Below are 22,405 nucleotides of genomic sequence, written 5' to 3'. Positions count from 1 at the left end.
ATCGATTTACCGATCATGGTAAATCGATTTTTTAGTTTTTAAGAACGTAACCGAAGCCACGGACGGTTTGAAGCCAGATTGGATTTTGAGGATCTGGCTCAATTTTATCGCGTAAATGACTGATGTGAATATCGACCATTCGTGAGTTACCTAAGATATCGTAATCCCAGACGCCCTGTAATAGTTGTTCCCGACTAAGAACTTGATTAGGATGTTGGATTAGGTAGTGGAGTAGCTTGAATTCTTTCGGGGTGAGTCCTAGATCCTGATCATCTCGCAATACCCGATAGTGCTGAAGATCAATGGTGAGGTTATTGAAGGTGAGTTGCTTGGGGGCTGACGGTTCAACCGTTTGGTGAGCAGTGTCCGGTGACTCAGTATTAGCATCAGTGATCTGATCATATAACCAAAATCGTTGTTTAAGAATTGCAATGATCTCTGGGTAATCAAAGGGTTCAACGAGGTAGTCATCGACATGGTGGTGGAATAGTTGTTGCATCTGTTCTGGGTTGCGCTCTTTAGCGAGCATAATAATGGGGATCATCACTTTTTCACGCATATGTGAGATCGCCGTGAGTGTCTCATTAAAGTCAACCGATGTCGTATCCCATAGCACAGCCGCCACAGTTTGCGTTTTTAGAATCGTTAACGCTTCGTCAGAACTGGTTGTGTTGTGAACGAACCAATTTTGTTCGTTGCAATAGGCATTGATCGGAATGAATAGTGGTAACTGTTTCGTCATTAATAATAAATGCTTAATCAAAGTGACTCCTCCAATAATGAGCCGAATTTCTAATCAAATAAACAAAACATTAAAACTAGTCTACCCATTATTAATGGCATAAAATTAAATTTATGTCCAGATATTTACATAATCTTTACATTAGTATGGGTATAATAGCAGTAACGTTTAACTGGATCATACTGTAATAATGGAGGGTGTCTCAATGGACGGATTATTTTCGGATGAATTAAAAAAGCTAAAGTGGCACTTTATTGAAATGGGAATTAACGTCAGTGAACAGATCTATCAAGCAACAAAGGCGTTTATTGACCACGATAAGGAGCTCGCACAACATGTCATAGAACAAGATCAAACTACTAATGAAGAAGAAACTGGGTTGGAAGTTCAGGCGTTGAATTTAATGGCGCTACAGCAGCCTGTGGCGGATGATTTTCGCTCAATTATTAGTATTTTAAAGGCCAGTTCAGATTTGGAACGAATCGGTGATCATGCCGTTAATATTGCACGCGAAACGATTCGCGTTAGTGGTAGTCAACGAGTTGTGGGAATTGAAAATGCGATTGCCGAGATGACGGCTTCGGTTCGGAGCATGCTAGAAAAAGTATTGGATGCGTATGCCCAAGCAGATGAAAAAGTCGCGCGTGAAGGAGCTGCCGCCGATTTGGAAGTCGATAAACAGTATATTTTAGTACGTGACAGCATTACCGCCGCAATGCGGCAGGATGCTAAAACGATTACGGCCAGTTCTAGTTACCTCATGGTATCACGGTTATTAGAGCGGGTTGGTGATCACATTGTTAACTTGTCAGAATGGATTGTTTATAGTCGAACCGGGGAATTAGTTGAGCTTAACCCGGGTAAATCAGATCCAGAAATGTTGCATACATTATTGAATAACTCGGAACAAGAGCTGAATCAATAGGTTACAAAGAACTACTCAGATGATCTCAAGTGGTGTGGTATCAATAGATGAAAGTTTAGGGACCGAACAGAAATTTATTTTTTGTTCAGTCCTTTTTTGTGTGGATGCACGCTCAAAATCGCGGGCTCGGTGGCGGAAAAATGATTTACATCTTTTTTACATAAATATGACTAGATATTTACGTTCGTTGTTTATATTAAGAATGTACCAAGTTCAGACAACCAGTAATCATTTGAAAGGGAGATCAGAATGATGAATAAGAAGAGATTTTTTGCAACAGTTGCAGCGTTGGGAGTCGTAACGATTGGTTTAGCGGCATGTGGTAATGGCGGTGGGAGTGCTAGTAGTAGCAGTTCCTCAGCATCAGCCAAGATCACGGCGGTTGGCTCAACCGCACTACAACCATTAGTTGAAAAGGCTGCATCTAATTATCAATCTCAGAACAAAGGCGTCAACATTTCCGTTCAAGGAGGCGGATCGGGGACAGGATTAAGTCAAGTCCAAGAGGGATCCGTTCAAATTGGTAATTCTGATATTTTTGCTTCACAACAAAGTGGTATTAAAGCAAGTAAGTTAGTTGACCACAAAGTTGCCGTTGTTGGAATGACCCCGGTCGTTAACAAGGACGTTGGTGTTAAGAATGTGTCGATGGACCAGCTAAAACAAATTTTTACAGGCAAGATTACCAACTGGAAACAATTAGGTGGTAAAAACGAAAAAATTACGGTCGTTAACCGGGCTAAAGGTAGTGGAACCCGTGCCACGTTTGAAGCAGCCGTTTTAAATGGTGAAACGGCCGTCAAATCTCAAGAACAAGATTCTAACGGAACGGTTCAAAAAATTGTCTCAACAACCCCAGGCGCAATTAGTTACTTAGCTTTCTCATACGTTAACGATTCACTTCAAGCACTTTCAATTGATAATGTGAAACCAACCGATGCGAATGTAGAAACAAATGACTGGAAAATTTGGTCATATGAACATATGTATACTAAGGGTCAACCAAATAAAGCAACCAAAGAATTTCTAGCCTATATTGACGCGAAGAAACAGCAAAATGGGTTAGTGAAAAAAATGGGTTATATTAGCATTCACGATATGAAGGTATCTAAGGATGCGAACAACAATGTTACCGATAATAAGAATTAAGAAATAGCTGCAATACCCCAAAACGGCAAGCTCTAGGAGGGTTACGATGGATAAAGATAATATTCAAGTGCGTTTGATGAAATCATCTAAAGCGACACGCGAAGATTATTTCGGAAAAACAATTTGTTACGTATGTATTGGCCTTATCACAGTATTGGTCGGCTGCATTTTGTACTTTATTACTTCACGTGGAATTGCTACTTTTACACAGAACCATGTTAAGCTGGGGCAATTTTTATCGGGTACAAATTGGAATCCGGGGATGCTTGATAGTCACGGAAATCCAGAAGTCGGCGCGTTACCAATGATTGTCACATCATTTGGTGTCACAATTTTAGCAGCGCTTGTAGCCACACCGTTCGCGATCGGCATGGCCGTCTTCATGACCGAAATCTCACCTAAACGAGGGACCAAGTTACTTCAATCCGTAACAGAGTTGCTAGTTGGTATTCCATCTGTCGTCTATGGGTTTGTCGGGTTATCAGTGATTGTACCAACAGTACGCCATATTTTCGGTGGCACTGGGTTTGGGATTTTATCTGGCACATTGGTATTGTTTGTCATGATTTTACCAACGGTGACCTCGTTATCTGTTGATAGCTTACGAGCAGTGCCCGTTCATTACCGGCAGGCCTCATTAGCATTAGGGGCGACTCGTTGGCAAACAATTCGAAAAGTGGTTCTGAAAACGGCGACTCCTGGAATTTTAACGGCAATCATCTTTGGAATGGCGCGGGCATTCGGTGAAGCGCTAGCTGTACAAATGGTGATTGGTAATGCGGTGTTAATGCCAACGAGCTTAGTCTCACCGTCGTCAACGCTGACAAGTCAGTTAACAACTCAAATTGGCAATACGGTCATGGGGACGATGCAAAATAATGCGCTCTGGTCATTAGCATTAATCTTGTTACTCATGTCGTTAGTCTTTAACCTTGTCGTTAGAGTTATTGGTAATTGGGGGAAGCATAAGTATGAATCCTAAACGATCAAATCAGATTGCAACTGGTACAATATTTGGACTCGTTGTGATTGTGGTATTAATTTTAATCGGCCTGATTGGGTACATTCTATTTAATGGCGTACCGAATATTTCTTGGCACTTTATCACAGCGGAAGCACAAGCATTTAGTGCGGGTGGTGGTATTCGGGACCAATTATTTAATTCGCTGTACCTGTTAATTTTGACATTGCTGATTTCTTTCCCAATCGCATTGGGTGCGGGAATTTATTTATCCGAGTATGCGAGTGATAACTGGATTACTAATGTTATCAGAACCATGATTGAAGTGTTAAGCTCACTGCCATCAGTGGTTGTTGGTCTGTTTGGCTACCTCCTATTCGTCATTAAATTTGGGTTTGGGTTCTCTATCTTGGCTGGTGCGATTGCACTAACTTTTTTCAACTTACCGCTGCTAACTCGTCAAATTGAAGAATCCTTGCGGACGGTACCGAACCTGCAGCGTGAAGCTGGAATGTCACTAGGACTATCGAGCTGGAAAACCGTGACGGGAATTATACTACCTGCGGCATTACCAGGAATCATCACGGGAATTATTTTGTGTGCTGGCCGGGTCTTCGGCGAGGCGGCGGCTTTGATCTATACCGCTGGGCAAAGTGCCCCGGTAGTGGATTATTTGAACTTTAATCCGCTCAGCCCGACGAGTTTTTTGAACCCCATGAGACCGGCAGAAACGTTAGCGGTGCATATTTGGAAATTGAATACTGAAGGGGTGACACCAGATGCCCACCAAATTTCAAGTGGAGCCTCAGCGGTTCTAATTATTGTCATTTTGATCTTTAATTTAGGTGCTCGGGCACTCGGAAGTTATACGTATCGTAAAATGACGGCCACAAAATAAAGGTGAGAGAATGAAAAATTATAATTTAGATGAAACCTATATTATTAATCCACAGAAAGAATCCGCACTTTCGGCGAAACAGGTAACAGTCTCGTATGGAACGAATCATGTGATTCATGCCGCTGATTTAAATTTCCCCCGGTATAAAATCACCTCACTGATTGGCGCATCCGGTTCCGGAAAATCGACGTATCTGAGGTGCTTTAATCGGATGAACGATAAAATTGCCACGGTCGGCGGTCAAATTATGTACCGCGATACGGATATTAATAACCCCAAAATCAATGTTTATGAGCTTCGCCGACATATTGGAATGGTATTTCAAAGACCAAATCCGTTTGCCAAGTCCATTCGAGAGAACTTGACGTTTGCCCTGAAAAAAAACGGTATGACGGATAAAGATGAACTGGAAATGCGACTAGAAACGAGTCTTAAAGGTGTTGCCTTGTGGGACGAAGTCAAGGATAAGCTAGATCAAAGTGCACTGGCATTATCAGGTGGGCAGGCTCAGCGGCTTTGTATTGCACGCTCAATTGCAATGCAGCCAGATATTTTACTGCTGGATGAACCGGCAAGCGCGCTGGATCCGATTTCAACGGCTAAGTTAGAAGAGACACTAAAAACACTGAGCGATCAGTTCAGCATTATTATTGTGACGCATAATATGCAACAAGCGTCCCGAATTAGTAACTATACCGCGTTTTTGCATATGGGTCATGTTATTGAGTATGATGAAACGGAAAATGTGTTTACGAATCCCCATGTGCGGGCCACTGAAGATTATATTTCTGGGAATTTTGGTTAGGAGGACTGGCAATGAGCAGCGTGATTACTACTGAAGATGTCCATTTGTATTACGGCGAAACTGAGGCACTCCATGGGATTAATCTGAATTTTGAAAAAAACGAAATTACTGCCCTGATTGGACCATCGGGGTGTGGTAAGTCAACGTACCTCAGGTGTTTAAATCGAATGAACGATCTGATTCCCAACACAACAGTGACTGGGAGTCTGAAGTTGAACGGGCAAGATATCTATTCGCCTAACACGGATGTCGTTAATCTACGTAAACGAGTCGGCATGCTGTTCCAGCAACCCAACCCATTTCCGTTATCGGTTTATGAAAATGTCGTTTACGGCCTGCGTTTAGAGGGTGTGAAAGATAAGCAGCGTCTTGATGAACGGGTGGAAACAACCCTTAAACAAGCTGCAATTTGGGATGAGGTTAAAGATTCGTTGCATAAAAGTGCGCTGGCCTTTTCAGGTGGTCAGCAACAGCGAATTTGTGTGGCACGTGTGCTAGCGGTCGAACCAGATATTATTTTAATGGATGAGCCAACTAGCGCATTGGATCCGATCTCAAGCGCTAAAATTGAAGATACACTAGCCGCAATTCGGAGTGACTATACCATCATCATTGTGACCCATAATATGCAACAGGCTTCTCGCATTTCTGATAAAACGGCTTTTCTTCTAAACGGTAATTTGATTGAGTTTGATAATACAGAAAAAATGTTCATGCGACCAGACCGGCAAGAAACTAGTGATTATTTAAATGGGAAATTTGGGTAGGGGGAAATGAGATGAGAGAATTATTTTCAGATGAGCTCAAAAAGTTGCACGGGCGATTTATGGAGATGGGGATTAACATTAGCGAACAAATTTATCAGGCGACCTCGGCCTTTACTCAGTATGATAAAAAACTGGCTCAGCAGGTCATCGATGACGACCAGCGGACAAACAGTGAGGAAATTTTTCTTGAAAAAGAAGCCCTTAAATTAATCGCCCTACAACAACCGGTGGCGTCTGATTTTCGAGAAATTATCAGTATTCTAAAGGCCAGTTCAGATTTAGAGCGCATTGGGGATCATGCTGTCAACATTGCCCGCGAAACGCTGAACACGAGTGATCAAAAAAACGATGTCAAAATTGAAAAACAAATTGGTAAAATGGCCGGTGACATTCGAAAGATGTTAGAGCAAGTCATGGATGCCTATGTTAATCGTGATGAACGGCAGGCCCGTAAAGGTGCTGAAAAAGATTTAAAAATCGATCAACAGTATATCGATATTCGGAAGGCTGTGACCAATGCGATTGAATCCCAAGAGACAACAGCCGAACGGGGATCCAGTTATTTGATGATTGATCGTTTATTAGAACGGATCGGGGACCATATCGTCAACCTATGCGAGTGGGTTGTTTATAATCAATCGGGAAAAATTGTTGAATTAAATGCTGGGAAAATTTCACCAGAGTTATTGCAGAATTAATTTTTTGAAAGTGATTAAAAATAGTTCGTGATGGTTAAAATCATATCACGAACTATTTTTGCGTTTTAAGATCAAAATTAAAAGAAGTCACAGAATTTGTGCAATCGATTGAAAAATTGATATATCGGGTAAAATGAGAATATGTTAAACTGTATTTTAACCTATTTTTAATGCTAAAGGATCTACTAATGATTTCAATATATCTATACCAATTAAGAAGAGTGGTTGCCAAAAAGGCTAAAAAACAAGTTTTTTATTAAAATTATTGCGTATACCAATATGAACTGGTATGATATTTACATGCCAGAGGTAATTAACTTTAAAAATTTAGCAGTCATAATGACAATCAAAATCGTTGGAGGAATTCAAATATGTTTAATGAAACAGATCAATTAAGTGTGACTAATTTACGAATGTTGAGTGTTGACCAAGTTCAAGCTGCCAATTCAGGCCATCCTGGTTTACCACTTGGTGCTGCACCAATGGCCTATGTTCTGTGGCAAAAGTTTTTGAACACTAACCCTAAGGATAGCCAGTGGATCAATCGCGACCGCTTTGTGCTTTCTGCTGGTCACGGATCAGCAATGCTGTACAGTCTACTTCACTTGTCTGGCTTTCAGTTGGGCATTGACGATTTAAAACAATTCCGTCAACTTGATAGCAAGACCCCTGGTCATCCAGAACATGGCTGGACCGATGGCGTTGATGCAACCACTGGGCCGTTGGGTCAAGGAATTGGAATGGCTGTGGGGATGGCGATGGCAGAAGTCCACTTACGAGCAACCTACAACAAGCCTGAATTTCCTGTGATTGATCACTATACGTATGCGATTTGCGGGGATGGCGACTTAATGGAAGGCATCTCTCATGAAGCAGCCAGTTTAGCCGGCCACTATGGTTTGGATAAATTGATTGTGCTGTATGATTCAAATGATGTTTCACTGGATGGCCCCCTCAGTAATGCCTTTAACGAAAATATTCAAGAACGTTTTGAAGCCTACCACTGGAACTATTTGCGGGTGGAAGATGGCGATGACTTGGAAGCAATTGCCAAGGCAATCGAAGCTGCTAAGCAACAACATGATCAACCAACTATTATTGAAATTAAGACGGAAATTGGTCACGGTGCACCTAATGCCGGGACTCACAAAGTTCATGGAGCACCACTGAAGGATGACGAATTAGTTGAACTCCGTCGCTTCTACGATTGGGATCAGCCTGCGTTCACTGTCGAAGATGCGGTTTATGAGCAATTTGCTAACGGAATCGCCAAACGGGGTGCTCAGTCAGAAGATGATTGGCACGATATGATTGTGAAGTACCATCAACAATTCCCAGAATTAGCTGCACAATTTGACCAAGCATTGGCAGGCAAGGTACCGGCTAACTTTGATTTCTTACCACATTATGAAGTCGGTGACACACAAGCAACTCGGAAAACGGGGGCTGAAGTGCTCCAAAGCTTAGCTGAAAATGTGCCCACACTGTGGGGCGGTTCTGCGGATCTGTTTAGCTCTAATAAAACTCAGATCGACGACTCAGATCGGTTTAGTAAGGACAATCCAACGAGCCGGAATCTCTGGTTTGGGGTTCGTGAATTCGCTGAAGCGGCAGCCGTTAATGGAATTGCTTTACATGGTGGAACCCGTGTCTATGGGAGTACCTTCATGGTTTTCTCAGATTATATGCGGTCAGCACTCCGATTAGCAGCACTGCAAAAATTACCAGTAACCTATGTCTTTACCCATGACTCAATTGCGGTCGGAGAAGATGGCCCAACACACGAACCTGTGGAACAACTTGCAGGATTACAAGCAATTCCTAATTTGGATGTGATCCGGCCAGCTGATGGTAACGAAGTCGCTCAAGCATGGGAAAAAGCCTTGCAATCTACAGATCACCCAACCGTATTGATCCTAACCCGTCAAGGATTACCCGCCCTCAAGGGAGCTATCGAGAACCCAACCGGGTTGGCACATGGCGCATATGTAGTTTCACCACAAAAGGGTGAACAGCCGGAAGCGATCCTGATTGCTAGTGGATCTGAAGTTAGTTTAAGTATTGAAGCTCAACAACGGCTAGCTGCTGAAGGTAAGGACGTATCAGTTGTTTCAATGCCAGATCAAAAAGAATTTGACCGTCAATCTGCTGAATACAAGGAATCGGTTTTACCAAATGATGTTCGTAAGCGGGTGTCTGTTGAAATGGGCGTTACCCAAACATGGGGTAAATACGTCGGTTTAGATGGGATCAGCCTCGGAATTTCAACATTCGGTGAAAGTGGGAATGGAGCGGCAGTTGTGGAACGCTTTGGGTTCACGCCAGAAAAAGTGGCTGCTGCGGTTAATTCACTATTTTAATTAAAAAATGAATATAAAAAGGACGCCTCCAAAATTGGGGGCGTCCTTTTGTGTTGATTGCTAGGCTTGCATGATGAAATTAGGATCTCCATCTGGATTGCCATACCATTGATAATTATCATACCACCGAGAATGTTCTTCGGTATTTAGTGAACTAATTTGGGCCATTTCATCGGCTGTCAGGTCAAAATCGTCAATTGCAGCATTTTCAATCATGCGTGATTCATGCACAGATTTTGGAATTACAATCAGGCCTTGTTGTGTTTCCCAACGAAGGATGATTTGAGCAGCTGTTTTTTGATGGGCGGTCGCGATTTTTCCAATGAGGGGATTACTAATTGACTGTCCATTACCGAGAGGGGACCAAGCCTCAACCTGAATGCCCTGTACCCGACAGAGATCAACAACTGCTTGTTGATGAATTCGCGGATTGAATTCGATTTGATTAACCGCTGGGGTGATGGATGCGTGTCGAAGGAGGTCAGTTAGACGCTCCACATCAAAGTTGCAGACGCCAATTGCGAGGGCTTTACCCTGACGATAGATGGATTCCATTGCCCGCCAAGTTTCATTGTATAAGTCGTTAACTGGCCAATGCATGAGTAGCAAGTCAACGTGGTCGGTTTGAAGACGTTCCAGCTGACCGTTGATGGCAGCCAGAGTTTGATCATACCCTTGGTCACCACTGAAAACCTTAGTAGTGATGAAAACATCGTCACGGGTTTGTTGTGTTTCTTTAAGACCCCGAACGATTCCGTTACCAACGCCGGCTTCATTACCGTATTGTTTGGCAGTATCAATCATGACGTAGTCGTTTTTTATGGCTAGCCGAACAGCTTCTTCGGCATCCTGATTGCTTGCTTTCCATACCCCGAGGCCTAATTGGGGCATCATAATTTGGTTGTTGAGGCGGATTGATGGTTTTAAAACGCGTGTTGTCATAAATCTCCATCCTTTCGGTCTAATAGTTATGTCTATTGTAGGCGGTTCGGCTAAAAAAAGCCAACTTCCAGAATTAGTAAATTGCAAGCAAATTAGTAGAGCTTTTCACAAAATGGAATTATAATAAAATTATGGTTTGAATAAAATAATTCAAACAAAAAGTAAGCTGTTTTGTTTGAATTTATGGTTCAAACTGATTAGCATTGATAGTGGAATCAAGATAAAGAAGGGAAGTTATAAGTATGGCAAATGGATTACAAAAACGTCATGACGATTTCTTTGGTGATTTTGGTGATTGGATGAACGACGGATTCTTCTCAAACCTTGGAAAAGCTTTCTATTCAATAACGCCGGAACATGGCACAATGAAAACAGATGTGAAGGAAACAGATCAAGCATATCAATTAAAGATTGATTTACCGGGCTTTGATAAGGCGGATATCCACCTGAACTATGCCAATGATATGTTAGCTGTTACTGGTCACCGGAGCAGCTTCAGTGATGATAGTGATAAGAAAGGCAACATGATTCATAGTGAACGCACTTATGGTCAGGTTAGTCGTCAATACCATCTGCCGGATGTTGATCGGGATAAGATCACCGCAAAGTATGAAAAAGGTGTTCTCAGTATGACACTACCAAAACTCGATCAGGCTGTGGATAATGATAGTCACATTGAAATTGAATAATTAAATAAAAAGATCGAAGCAAAGTCGCTTCGATCTTTTTATTAGATTAACCTAAATGTTCTTTAATGCCATTGGGAAAATCTTTGTCAATTTCTTTTAGGATTGGTAAAAGGTAGTTGATATAGGTATGGTAGGCATCAATGGGTCGATCTCCCTTAGTGTTGGCAGACGCGAGAGCAAGAGCAATATCATGTGCACGTTGTTCGTTTGAAATCATTTTTTCACCTCATATTATGTAGACTGAACTTATTAACAAGTAGACGGGTGCTAAACTGAGATAGAGCATAAATTAGGATCATACCAATCCAGACACCACAGGCATTTGTAATTAGGTCATCAACCTCGACCCAGCGGCCGAGTTGGACGAACCAATTAATAATAAATTGGGTTGTTTCAATGGTCAGACCAGTGCCAATGCCTAACCATACCTTAACACTCAACCGGCGTGGATTGAAGATTAACATGTAGTAAATACCGGCGGGGACGGTCATAAGGACGTTTAGCCAAAAGGCGGTGTCCATCGCCTGAAAAGGGACGAGATTGACAATCATCCCATGAATGAGAAAGTAGTGAATCTCATGAACCGCAGGAAAAGAAAACGGTGCGGGAGCAAAGCAGATTCGACAGATAAAAAAGAGATAGACCCAACTTGTCAGAAGGGTGATTTTTTGCCAGATCGTGTCAGTCTGTTGCCGAATCAGTTTAACGAGCAACACTAACAATAATAAACAAATTAAAATAAATGGAATCCAGATCTTCATGTTCATACTCCTCGAAGTTACTGTTAAATATGATAAAGGATCTGGGGATGAATTGCTAGTTTTCCTCATTATTCAGGTAATTTATTTTAATTCATTAGCCATTAAAGTGATGAATGATACGAGTTAATCCCTTTTTTTTATGAAAATCGGATTAAAATCCGATTATTACTAGCTACATGGTGAACAAATGCGCTATAATTTTTTACATGTATTGTTTTTGGTAAAAGGGAATTGAAAAAAATGGAAGAAGTGATCAAATGGCACAACAAGGGACCACGGAACTTGCGCGGAACCTTAAAAACCGACATGTACAGCTGATAGCACTGGGTGGCACGATTGGGACCGGACTCTTTTTAGGCTCTGGACAGTCAATTCATTCTGCCGGACCTTCGATCTTATTGGCGTATGTGATTGCCGGATTGGCGTGCTTCCTCTTGATGAGAGCATTAGGAGAGATGTTGCTTTCAAACTTGCATTATCGTTCATTTATTGAAGCGATTCGAGATTATTTAGGTGAAAAAATTGCATTTGTTACCGGCTGGACCTACTGGATCTGCTGGATTACCATTGCAATGGCTGAAATGACGGCGATTGGAACCTACATCAAACTATGGTTTCCAAGTGTCCCGCAATGGTTGCCGGGACTCGTTGTTTTAATTATTTTGTTAGGGGTCAACTTAATCACGGTTGGCGCATTCGGTGAAGTTGAGTTCTGGTTTGCGTTAATTAAAATTATTGCCATTATTGGTTTAATTTTAGTTGGAATCGTCCTTCTATTGGTACGATTCAAAACGCCAATTGGGCATGCGTCAGTTATGAATTTAGTCAACCATGGTGGCTTCTTCGCAACCGGAATTAAAGGATTTTTGCTTTCCTTTCAAATGGTAATCTTTAGTTTCGTGGGAATTGAAATGGTCGGGATGACATCGGCTGAAACACAGGATCCGGAGACGGTGATTCCAAAGGCGATCAACGATATCCCAATGCGAATTATCTTATTCTACGTTGGTGCTTTGTTCATTGTGATGAGTATTTATCCATGGAATCAGTTACAGACAAATCAAAGTCCGTTTGTCATGGTGTTTAAAGATATTGGTATTAAAGGGGCCGCAAGTGTGATCAACTTTGTGGTTATTACGGCCGCTGCTTCGGCTTGCAATAGTTCTTTATACACAACGGGACGGATGCTTGCAGAATTAACAATGGGTTCCAAGAATCCACGTATTCGTCGGATTAGTCGGTTATCTAAGCACCATGTACCAGCTAATGCCTTGATTTTATCAACAATTTTAATTTCTGTTTCGGTATTGTTAAACTATTTTATTCCCAGTCAAGTATTCACATTGGTTTCAAGTGTGGCAACGGTTTGCTTTATTTTTATTTGGAGCATTATTATTTTGGCGCACATGAAGTTCAAAAAGACAGAAAAAGGCCGGCAATCGACCTTCAAAACCCCATTATATCCGGTGGGAGATTATCTAATTTTACTGTTCTTAATGGCAGTGGCGGTTGTTTTATGCATGAAACATGAAACTTTGATTGCGTTAGTGCTCTCAATCGTCTGGTTCGTAGTGTTATACGGCTTGCGGTTACGACAGAAAAAAGTAATCAATTAAAAAAATCGAGCAAATCCGATCTAAATGGTCGTATTTGCTCGATTTTTTACGTATATTAACTGGAGGAGATGAAAAAATGACGAATATCAAACGCCCTGAATGGGCTCAAAAGACAGCGTTGATGCGCGACTATTACGATCATGAATGGGGAGTGATCTGTCATGATGATCGGCAGTTATTTGAGATGCTATCATTAGAAACCTATCAAATTGGATTAAGCTGGCAAACGGTGTTGAATAAACGAAACGCATTTGAAGCAGCCTTTCATCAATTCGAGATTGAGAAAGTGGCGGCGATGACCGCGCAAGATGTGACACAATTACTACAAGACCCGGCAATCATTCGTAACCGTCGTAAGATTGAATCAACCATTCATAATGCGCAGGTTGTCCGCCGAATTCAGCATGAATTTGGTAGTTTGGACCATTACTTATGGCATTTAGTTGATCACAAAGTTCAACGAGTCGTCTTGGCGGCCAACGAACAACTGCCACCCAAGACTAAAATGTCTGAGGCGGCAGCTAAACGATTGAAGCTGGATGGATTTAAACTTGTTGGACCGGTAACCGTCTATTCGTTCATGCAAGCAACGGGTATGGTGAACGCCCGTCTGTAGGTGAATTACCAGTAGATCAACAGGACTACCAACATTTGAACAAAACTGTATTTGAGGTAGGGTTGGCTCATTTTAGGAAAGTTATTCATGACTAACCACGCACAAACAATGAGGATAATTGCAATAATGGCGGGTAATGAAAGATGCCGAAATAAAAGTGTCACAATTAAAATCACCCCGACAATCAGTGCAACGATAACCGCTTTTTGGGGCTCCCGGGCTAAAAAGATGGGGGTCAAAAAAAGCAGATACGATAACATCAGTGGAATAAGCGTCATAACGAAGGACCAGGACAGAAAATGAACGCTTAAAAAGGCCAACGCACTCGGAAGGGTGAGAGCAGCTAATAAGCTATAAATGAAGAGGCCGAATTCGTTTTGTAACTGTAATGGCCGGAGTTGCACGGTAAATAAAAATACGGGTAACAAAAGAAGCAGTAAAATGATGACAAATTTTCCGTGAATGACTCCCGAAAAGGCCAAGAAGCCACTTGCAATAATTGTTAGCAATGAAAAGCGGGAAGTGAAGTTTGTACTAAAGAGAAGAAATGATGTTGCGGCGACTGCCAATTCATATAGGAAAATAAAAGCAAGGTTATATTCAAAGGTGGCCGTTGAAATTTGGACGGCATATTGAAACGGGACATACCACCAAATAACGGACTGAATGACGAGAGATGGGATGAGTTGGCGCCAATTAATGGAACGCCATTGTGACGCGATTGTTTTTAGCATATGATGCTCCTTTATCAATCTTTGCTTCCATGTTAATTAATTTCAGGCGAATCGTCAATTTGATTTTTGTTTCTTTTTTTTCATGACTATTGACTTTTTGATGCAAATTGATATAATCAATTGTGAAATTAATAACTAAATTTGACGAGGATGATTAAAATGACAGACAAGAAAGTTGCATTAATTACTGGTGCCGGCCAAGGAATTGGCGAAGCAATTGCGAAACGCCTTCACAATGATGGCTTCCGAGTAGCATTAGTTGGTCGGACTTTGGCTAAGGTAGAACGAGTTGCTAAGGAAATCAATGCTGATGGTGGCGAAGCATTCGCAATTGCTGCTGATGTTTCAAAGCGTGAAGAAGTTTTTGCTGCCGTTGATGAAGCAACAAAGCACTTTGGTGATTTTAACGTCATCGTTAACAATGCCGGTGTTGCACCAACGACACCAATTGACACAGTTACACCAGAAATCTTAAATGATACCTTAGCAATCAACCTTGGTGGTGTAATCTGGGGAATTCAAGCTGCAAGTGCTAAGTTCAAAGAACTTGGTCATGGTGGTAAGATCATTAACGCGTCATCACAAGCCGGCCAAGTTGGGAACCCGAACTTGACAGTTTATGGTGCTACTAAGTTTGCGATTCGTGGTGTTACCCAAACAACTGCTAAGGAATTGGCAGAATTCAACATCACTGTTAATGCATATTGCCCAGGAATCGTTAAGACACCAATGATGAACGACATTGCCCAACAAGTTGCTGACAATGCCGGTAAACCATTCGAATGGGGAATGGAACAATTCTCTAAGGATATCGCCTTAGGTCGCCTTTCAGAACCAGAAGATGTTGCTGCTTGCGTGGCTTATCTTGCCGGTCCTGACTCAGACTATATGACAGGTCAATCACTATTGATTGATGGCGGAATGGTCTTCAGCTAAAAATAACCAATGAAAAGGCTACCATTATATAGGTAGTCTTTTTGTGTATTCAAAAATAATAATCAAATTTAAGTATTTTGTTAAAAAAATGACGAATCCATGATTGTTATGTTGATCACACAATCTGATTTGTGCTAAGATAGCTCAAGTTATGAGTATTCCCGATAGGATTCACTACCTGTGAAGAAGCCTTGTAACCGAAAACGGCCGTAAGTTACGGTCAGAAACAAATGGGGGAATTTATTTTGTCAGAACGACACTTATTTACATCAGAATCAGTTTCAGAAGGCCATCCAGATAAAATTGCAGATCAAATTAGTGATGCTATTTTGGATGCCATGTTAGCACAAGACCCAGACGCTCGTGTGGCTTGTGAAACGTCAGTGACTACCGGACTTGTCCTAGTCTTTGGTGAAATTTCAACCAAAGCCTATGTTGACATTCAGCATGTCGTTCGTGAAACCATCAAGAGTATTGGATACACCGATGCCAAATTTGGTTTTGACGGAGATACCTGTGCCGTAATGGTCGCAATCGACGAACAATCACCTGACATTGCTCAGGGGGTTGACGATGCACTAGAACGTCGCCAGGGAGACGAAGATCCGCTGGATCAAATCGGCGCCGGCGACCAAGGCTTGATGTTTGGGTATGCCATTGATGAAACACCAGAATTAATGCCACTACCAATTTCATTGAGTCATAAATTGATGCGGCGTATTGCTTGGCTACGTAAAAACGGAACGATTAACTACTTACGTCCTGATGCGAAGGCCGAGGTGACCGTCGAATATGATGACAACAACCAACCACAACGGGTTGATACGGTTGTTTTAAGTACGCAACATGATCCAGATGTTACGCTTGATCAGATTCGACAAGACGTTATCGAAGAAGTTATTAAACATGAAATTCCAGCTAAGTATCTGGATGACGATACTAAGTATTTGATTAATCCAACTGGTCGTTTCGTGATCGGCGGTCCTCAAGGAGATGCCGGGTTGACTGGTCGAAAAGTAATCGTGGATACCTATGGTGGTGCGGCTCATCATGGTGGTGGTGCTTTCTCAGGAAAGGACGCTACTAAAGTGGATCGTTCCGCAAGTTATGCTGCACGTTACATTGCCAAGAATATTGTGGCTGCGGGATATGCGCACAAGGTTGAAATTCAACTGGCCTATGCGATTGGGGTCGCCCAACCGGTGTCAATTTCAGTTGACACTTTCGGTACGGGAACTGTGTCAGAGGCTAAATTAACGGAAGCGATCCGTAAAATCTTTGACTTACGACCAGCCGGAATCATCGAGATGCTCGACTTGAAGCGGCCCATCTATAAGCAAACTGCTGCTTACGGTCATTTTGGTCGGACAGACATTGATTTACCATGGGAACACACTGATAAGATTGATGAATTAAAAGCAGTATTAGGATAGTTATAAAAAGGCAACGAACATTTTTGTTCGTTGCCTTTTTATAATTGGTGATGGCGTGGTGAGTGATGGTAGCCAAAGACAGTTTGACCAACAAAAACGACGATATATCCCAAACAAAATCCTGCGAGGACATCACTTGGATAATGAACGCCGACATAGATACGCGAATAGCCTACTAAGAGAATAAAAATGAAGATCACGATATTAATGACATAACAACGTTGACGTTTGATCATAAAGCTGCTGATGAGTACCATCACACAGCCCAGTACTAACACCGCGCCGCTGGAGTGACCACTCGGGAAGCTATAGCCACCGTAGTGCATGAGCGGGTCAAAACTGGGCCGGGGACGCTTGACCAGCGCTTTAATCACCGAATTGAGGATGGTTCCCAATACCGGAGTGAAGAGAAAGAAGAACATTGCCCGGTAGTAGTGTTCGATGAATAGGATTAAGGTTCCAGCCAAAATAAAGATAATTAGAGGAACTGGATTGAAAAATGTGGTGTACCAGGAAACAATTAAATTTTTCCATGGTGTCTGTGGAAAGCGTACGGCACGGATGATGAGTCGATCAAGGTTAATCACCCATTGAGCGTGAGTCGTGATTCCAATGGTGAGCGTCACAAACAAGACAAGTGAGATTCCCAACAATCCCCATTCCCATAAATTCGGGCGTCGTGTATCGTTCATTTAAATTCCTCCCAAAAAGATCGATAGAGCTATTGTATCATAATCAAAATCGACTGAAGGAGAGAACTTTTTGTTTTCACCAAGGCAGTTGCTCACCGGAATAAACTTGCAAATTCTGGTGGGCTTTGTTAACATTGATTCAATATTTAATCGTTGAGAGGGACTATTAGAGCGGTGCTGTTTTCAGAGACCACGTGACGCTGCAAACGTGGAGCAGTTACTTTTCGAACTCGTCCTCGAAGATTTTTTACTGAAATCAAGAGTAGGTAAAAACGTGGATTCGCGTTACGGATACTAAGAGCTACATTTTGTAGAACATGGGTGGTACCGCGGAGTCATTCGTCCTGTAGGATTTTTTCCTATGGGCTTTTTTTATTTCAACGATTATACATAATAAGACTTAATACCTGAGGAGACGATTATTCATGGCTTACGATCATGATACAATTGAGCGCAAATGGCAACGCTATTGGAAGAAGAACAAGACATTTAAGGCTGACATTGATCAGTCTAAGCAAAAATACTATGCATTGGATATGTTCCCGTATCCATCTGGTCAAGGATTGCACGTTGGGCATCCAGAAGGCTATACTGCTACCGATGCAGTTTCACGTATGAAACGGATGCAAGGGTTTAACGTTTTGCACCCTATGGGTTGGGATGCGTTCGGCTTACCCGCAGAACAGTATGCTTTGAAGACGGGGCATAACCCCAAGAGTTTTACGGACCAAAATATTGGTGTCTTCAAAAACCAAATCCAATCGTTAGGATTTTCATATGATTGGGATCGCGAAGTCAACACCACTGATCCTAAGTACTATAAGTGGACACAGTGGATCTTTGAACAACTGTACAAGAAGGGGTTGGCCTACGAAGACGAAATCATGGTAAACTGGGCGCCTGACTTTATGGGTGGTACAGTTGTGGCTAACGAAGAAGTGGTTGATGGAAAGACTGAACGTGGTGGGTACCCCGTATACCGGGTCCCAATGCGTCAGTGGGTTCTTAAAATTACTGCATACGCTGACCGTTTGATCGATGATTTGGATGACCTTGATTGGCCAGAAAGTATCAAAGAACAACAACGTAATTGGATTGGCCGTTCTGAAGGTGCCAGTGTGTTCTTCCAGGTGGCCGGACATGATGATGCCCGAGTAGAGGTCTTTACGACTCGCCCAGATACGCTATTTGGTGCTTCATACATGGTATTAGCGCCAGAACACGATTTGGTAGACCAGATTACGACGCCAGAACAGGCCGCTGCTGTCAAGGCATACCAAGAAGAGACCTCTCGTCGTTCAGACCTTGAGCGGACAGATCTCAACAAAGATAAAACTGGGGTCTTCACCGGCGCATATGGGATTAATCCAGTCAATGGAGAAAAACTGCCAATCTGGATCGGCGACTATGTTCTTGCCTCATACGGAACTGGTGCGATCATGGCCGTTCCTGCGCATGATGATCGAGACTGGGAATTCGCCAAGAAGTTTGGCTTGAAGATTATTCCGGTCATTGAAGGTGGCGACGTTGAGACTGAAGCCTATACGGGTGACGGTGCTCATATCAATTCTGGATTTGTGGATGGCATGAATAAAAAAGATGCGATTCAAGCAATGATCGAATGGCTTGAGGATCATCATGCTGGTGATAAGAAGGTTAATTATCGTCTTCGTGACTGGATCTTCTCACGGCAACGTTACTGGGGTGAACCCATCCCAGTTATTCATTGGGAAGACGGCGAAACGACACTTGTCCCAGAAGATGAATTACCACTTCGCCTCCCAGACACGAAGCAACTAGAACCATCAGGAACTGGTGAAAGTCCACTTGCTAACATCGATGACTGGGTCAATGTTGTTGATGAAAATGGACGCAAAGGAAAGCGTGAAACGAACACGATGCCACAATGGGCCGGATCATCGTGGTACTGGTTACGTTACATGGATCCACACAATGATCAAGAATTTGCAAGCCAAGAGGCCTTGAACTATTGGTCACCAGTTGACCTGTATGTTGGTGGGGCAGAACACGCAGTCTTGCATCTACTTTATGCCCGTTTCTGGCACAAAGTTTTGTTTGACCTTGGTCTCGTACCAACAAAGGAACCCTTCCAGAAATTAGTCAATCAAGGCATGATCCTTGGTGAAAATCATGAAAAAATGTCTAAATCGAAGGGCAACGTTGTTAACCCAGATGACATTGTTAGCCAATACGGTGCTGATACGTTACGGTTGTACGAAATGTTCATGGGCCCACTAGAGGATTCTGTGCCGTGGGACGAAAAGGGATTGCATGGTAGTTACAAGTGGATCCAACGGGTATGGCGGTTATTGATCGATGATAATAATCATCTGCGTGATCGGGTGACGACGATCAATGACGGTAAGTTGACAAAAATTTATAACCAAACCGTTAAAAAAGTGACAGAAGACTTTGGTCGGATGCACTTCAACACTGGAATTTCACAACTGATGGTCTTCGTCAACGAAGCCTACAAGGTGGATGATTTACCAGTTGAATATATGGAAGGTTTCGTGAAGATGGTTGCGCCAATTATGCCGCACGTTGCTGAAGAATTATGGAGTCAATTCAACGAAAGTGAAACCATCACTTATCAACCATGGCCAACATACGATGAAACCCAGTTGGTCGAGGATGAAGTTGAAATTGCCGTTCAAGTGAACGGAAAAGTTAAAGCTCACTTGAAGGTTGCTAAGGATGCTTCTAAAGACGAGATCGAAACACAGTCATTAGCTGAAGAACATGTTAAGGCTAATTTGACTGACAAGACGATTCGTAAGGTGATTGTTGTCCCAAACAAGATTGTCAACATCGTTGCCAACTAAATAATAGGACGTCATTTAACACGATTAGGCTGCCGTCTAATCGTGTTTTATTATGCAGTGAGCACTGAATGATGATGGTTTTGCGGGTAAATTGTTAAAAACTGATAAAACTTTAAAAATAAATTGCGTCACCCATGCATAAAGGCTAAAATAATTAGGACTGATTATTAGAAAGTAGGCAAATAATGGCTAAGCAACAATCATCAGCGCTGAAAGTTGGAAGTAAGCGTGATGCACAAAGTAAAATGCTGAGCGGTTCAGCTTGGATGACTGCCGGTAGTATCTTTTCACGAATCTTAGGTGCAATTTATATTATTCCTTGGGTGACGTGGTTAGGATCTAATAGTGATCAAGCCAATGCATTATTTGCGAAGGGCTATAACATCTACAGCTTGTTTTTAATGGCTGCCACTGCGGGGGTACCATCAGCTATTTCCAAATTGGTTGCGCATTATAACGCACTGAATGAGTATGGGGTGGGGCGTCGGTTATACCGGCACGGAATCTACGTATCTGCCTTAACCGGATTAGTCTGTGCACTTGTGCTATATTTTGGTGCGGGCATTTTGGCGAATGGGGATCCCAATGTTGTACCAGTCCTTCGATCGTTGACGTTAGCAGTACTGATCATCCCGACCATGAGCCTCACCAGGGGCTTTTTTCAGGGGTATCAAAATATGGCGCCATCAGCTATTTCACAGTTTGTTGAACAGCTATTCCGTGTGATTTATATGCTGGGGGCAACGTATTTAATCATGAAGCCGATGCATGGGCGCTGGCAAGATGCTGTGACCCAATCCACGTTTGCCGCATTTATTGGTGCGATTGGCAGTTTCCTGATTCTGGGATTTTACCACATGAAGAATCGAGCAGAAATGAATGCCTTGGTGGCTCAGAGTAACGATGAAGTTTCGATTTCATCGTGGTCGCTTATCTCGAACATTATTAAACAGGCGATTCCGTTTATCATTATTGGGGCCGCGACGAGTATTCTTCAAATTATTGATCAATACACGTTTTTCCCGGCAATGAAGCAGGTAGTTCACCTGACAAGTTACCAATTGAATTCGCTATATGCGCTGTTTTCATTTAACGCTAACAAGCTCATAATGATCATTATTTCATTAGCATCGGCGTTGGCCACTACGGTAATTCCGTTGTTGTCCGGTGCTCGAGCCCGCGATGATGTTCGCAGTATTCGTGAGCAAATCGCAAATGTGCTCATGCTCTTTTACTTTGTAATGATGCCGGCGTCGCTTGGATTAGCAGCCGTTGCACAGCCGATTTATACCATTTTTTACCGGTATAGCGCTGCGGGGACAACGATTTTAATCTTTAACGCCTTTATTGGGATTTTACTGGGCTTATTGACCGTTGTTTCTGCGGTAATGCAAGGAATTTCTGAAAACACGAAGACGTTAAAATATCTTGGAATTGGGTTAGTCATCAAGATGGTGATCCAGTTCCCCGCAATCTGGTTATTCCAAACAATGGGACCGTTATTAGCGACCGGTATTTCAATGGCGATTACCGATTACCTCATCATTCATTCGTTGAACGTTGAGTTTCAATTGCCATTTAAAAAGATGTCTAAACCAACCAATCAGATTCTTGTATATTCGCTGATTACGTTTGTTGTGGCTAAAGCGGTTGTTAGCGGTGCCTATCTGGTCTTGGCGCCAGGGGGGCGTTTCGCAGCATTTGTTGTGATCATTCCAGCCGTTGCTTTGGGTGCCGGAATTTACGTGTACCTAATGCTGAGATCTCATCTAGCGGATAAGTTATTGGGTGCCCGAGTGGCGGGACTTCGTCGTCGGCTACACATTAAGGGGTAA

Annotated in this window: 21 protein-coding genes, 1 riboswitch and 1 other annotated feature; of the genes, 15 read left to right on the top strand and 6 right to left on the bottom strand. The window is 42.5% G+C overall.

Annotated features, from left to right (window positions below; genetic code table 11):
* Nucleotides 1–31: 31 nt before the first annotated feature.
* A complete protein-coding gene (locus FC26_RS12145; protein WP_083483859.1) occupies nt 32–763 on the bottom strand; it encodes a winged helix-turn-helix transcriptional regulator in 732 nt (243 codons plus the stop codon).
* Nucleotides 764–947: 184 nt separating this feature from the next.
* On the opposite strand from FC26_RS12145, the gene phoU (FC26_RS12140) reads away from it, so the two are divergent.
* From phoU (FC26_RS12140) to tkt, 8 genes are all read left to right on the top strand, one after another.
* Nucleotides 948–1,667, top strand: a complete 720-nt coding sequence (gene phoU, locus FC26_RS12140; RefSeq protein WP_057781264.1) for a phosphate signaling complex protein PhoU — start codon at nt 948–950, stop codon at nt 1,665–1,667.
* Nucleotides 1,668–1,919: 252 nt separating this feature from the next.
* On the top strand, nt 1,920–2,816 hold the full coding sequence (locus FC26_RS12135; RefSeq protein ID WP_057781261.1) for a phosphate ABC transporter substrate-binding protein PstS family protein: 897 nt from the start codon (nt 1,920–1,922) through the stop codon (nt 2,814–2,816).
* A gap of 46 nt (nt 2,817–2,862) precedes the next feature.
* Nucleotides 2,863–3,798: a phosphate ABC transporter permease subunit PstC gene (gene pstC, locus FC26_RS12130; protein WP_057781258.1), complete on the top strand. Its 936-nt coding sequence runs from the start codon at nt 2,863–2,865 to the stop codon at nt 3,796–3,798.
* On the top strand, nt 3,788–4,675 hold the full coding sequence (gene pstA / locus FC26_RS12125) for a phosphate ABC transporter permease PstA (RefSeq protein WP_057781255.1): 888 nt from the start codon (nt 3,788–3,790) through the stop codon (nt 4,673–4,675). The genes pstC and pstA overlap by 11 nt, the downstream gene beginning before the upstream one ends.
* Before the next feature lie 10 nt (nt 4,676–4,685).
* Nucleotides 4,686–5,480: a phosphate ABC transporter ATP-binding protein PstB gene (gene pstB, locus FC26_RS12120; protein ID WP_057781252.1), complete on the top strand. Its 795-nt coding sequence runs from the start codon at nt 4,686–4,688 to the stop codon at nt 5,478–5,480.
* Between the two features lie 11 nt (nt 5,481–5,491).
* Nucleotides 5,492–6,247, top strand: a complete 756-nt coding sequence (gene pstB, locus FC26_RS12115; protein ID WP_057781251.1) for a phosphate ABC transporter ATP-binding protein PstB — start codon at nt 5,492–5,494, stop codon at nt 6,245–6,247.
* A gap of 11 nt (nt 6,248–6,258) precedes the next feature.
* A complete protein-coding gene (gene phoU, locus FC26_RS12110; RefSeq protein WP_057781248.1) occupies nt 6,259–6,945 on the top strand; it encodes a phosphate signaling complex protein PhoU in 687 nt (228 codons plus the stop codon).
* Nucleotides 6,946–7,316: 371 nt separating this feature from the next.
* The gene (gene tkt, locus FC26_RS12105; RefSeq protein ID WP_057781245.1) at nt 7,317–9,305 is read left to right on the top strand and encodes a transketolase; all 1,989 of its coding nucleotides are present in this window, start codon (nt 7,317–7,319) and stop codon (nt 9,303–9,305) included.
* A 60-nt stretch (nt 9,306–9,365) separates the two neighbouring features.
* On the opposite strand, the gene FC26_RS12100 is transcribed toward tkt, so the two are convergent.
* Nucleotides 9,366–10,247, bottom strand: coding sequence for an aldo/keto reductase (locus tag FC26_RS12100; protein WP_057781242.1), 882 nt, complete (start codon nt 10,245–10,247; stop codon nt 9,366–9,368).
* Between the two features lie 242 nt (nt 10,248–10,489).
* On the opposite strand from FC26_RS12100, the gene FC26_RS12095 reads away from it, so the two are divergent.
* A complete protein-coding gene (locus tag FC26_RS12095; RefSeq protein WP_057781239.1) occupies nt 10,490–10,936 on the top strand; it encodes an Hsp20/alpha crystallin family protein in 447 nt (148 codons plus the stop codon).
* 46 nt (nt 10,937–10,982) lie between these two features.
* Here the strand turns inward: FC26_RS12095 and FC26_RS12945 are convergent, their stop codons facing one another.
* Nucleotides 10,983–11,153, bottom strand: a complete 171-nt coding sequence (locus FC26_RS12945) for a hypothetical protein (protein WP_164478258.1) — start codon at nt 11,151–11,153, stop codon at nt 10,983–10,985.
* 4 nt (nt 11,154–11,157) lie between these two features.
* Nucleotides 11,158–11,697 (bottom strand): VanZ family protein, encoded by a 540-nt coding sequence (locus FC26_RS12090; RefSeq protein WP_057781236.1) that lies wholly within the window; start codon nt 11,695–11,697, stop codon nt 11,158–11,160.
* Nucleotides 11,698–11,954: 257 nt separating this feature from the next.
* Here FC26_RS12090 and FC26_RS12085 point away from each other — a divergent pair, with 257 nt between their 5' ends.
* Nucleotides 11,955–13,313 carry an amino acid permease gene (locus FC26_RS12085; protein WP_057781232.1) on the top strand — a complete coding sequence of 453 codons (1,359 nt, stop codon included), beginning with the start codon at nt 11,955–11,957 and terminating at the stop codon, nt 13,311–13,313.
* Nucleotides 13,314–13,389: 76 nt separating this feature from the next.
* A complete protein-coding gene (locus FC26_RS12080) occupies nt 13,390–13,929 on the top strand; it encodes a DNA-3-methyladenine glycosylase I (protein WP_057781229.1) in 540 nt (179 codons plus the stop codon).
* Between the two features lie 5 nt (nt 13,930–13,934).
* On the opposite strand, the gene FC26_RS12075 is transcribed toward FC26_RS12080, so the two are convergent.
* Nucleotides 13,935–14,663 (bottom strand): hypothetical protein, encoded by a 729-nt coding sequence (locus tag FC26_RS12075; protein ID WP_057781227.1) that lies wholly within the window; start codon nt 14,661–14,663, stop codon nt 13,935–13,937.
* Nucleotides 14,664–14,822: 159 nt separating this feature from the next.
* Between FC26_RS12075 and FC26_RS12070 the strand changes: the two genes are divergently transcribed.
* The gene (locus FC26_RS12070; protein ID WP_057781224.1) at nt 14,823–15,599 is read left to right on the top strand and encodes a (S)-acetoin forming diacetyl reductase; all 777 of its coding nucleotides are present in this window, start codon (nt 14,823–14,825) and stop codon (nt 15,597–15,599) included.
* A 144-nt stretch (nt 15,600–15,743) separates the two neighbouring features.
* A riboswitch (SMK box riboswitch) is annotated at nt 15,744–15,847 on the top strand.
* On the top strand, nt 15,845–17,032 hold the full coding sequence (gene metK / locus FC26_RS12065; protein ID WP_057781222.1) for a methionine adenosyltransferase: 1,188 nt from the start codon (nt 15,845–15,847) through the stop codon (nt 17,030–17,032). (Overlaps the previous riboswitch by 3 nt.)
* A 38-nt stretch (nt 17,033–17,070) precedes the next feature.
* Here the strand turns inward: metK and FC26_RS12060 are convergent, their stop codons facing one another.
* The gene (locus FC26_RS12060; protein WP_057781218.1) at nt 17,071–17,724 is read right to left on the bottom strand and encodes a phosphatase PAP2 family protein; all 654 of its coding nucleotides are present in this window, start codon (nt 17,722–17,724) and stop codon (nt 17,071–17,073) included.
* A 144-nt stretch (nt 17,725–17,868) separates the two neighbouring features.
* Nucleotides 17,869–18,074, top strand: a binding site (T-box leader).
* Nucleotides 18,075–18,149: 75 nt separating this feature from the next.
* Here FC26_RS12060 and leuS point away from each other — a divergent pair.
* Together leuS and FC26_RS12050 are read left to right on the top strand one after the other, a co-directional pair.
* Nucleotides 18,150–20,570, top strand: a complete 2,421-nt coding sequence (gene leuS / locus FC26_RS12055) for a leucine--tRNA ligase (protein ID WP_057781215.1) — start codon at nt 18,150–18,152, stop codon at nt 20,568–20,570.
* A 185-nt stretch (nt 20,571–20,755) separates the two neighbouring features.
* Nucleotides 20,756–22,405 carry a putative polysaccharide biosynthesis protein gene (locus tag FC26_RS12050; RefSeq protein WP_057781212.1) on the top strand — a complete coding sequence of 550 codons (1,650 nt, stop codon included), beginning with the start codon at nt 20,756–20,758 and terminating at the stop codon, nt 22,403–22,405.

It is taken from the genome of Paucilactobacillus vaccinostercus DSM 20634 (assembly GCF_001436295.1).
In the GTDB taxonomy this organism is placed as follows: domain Bacteria; phylum Bacillota; class Bacilli; order Lactobacillales; family Lactobacillaceae; genus Paucilactobacillus; species Paucilactobacillus vaccinostercus.
This window is presented reverse-complemented; position numbering and strand designations above follow the sequence as displayed.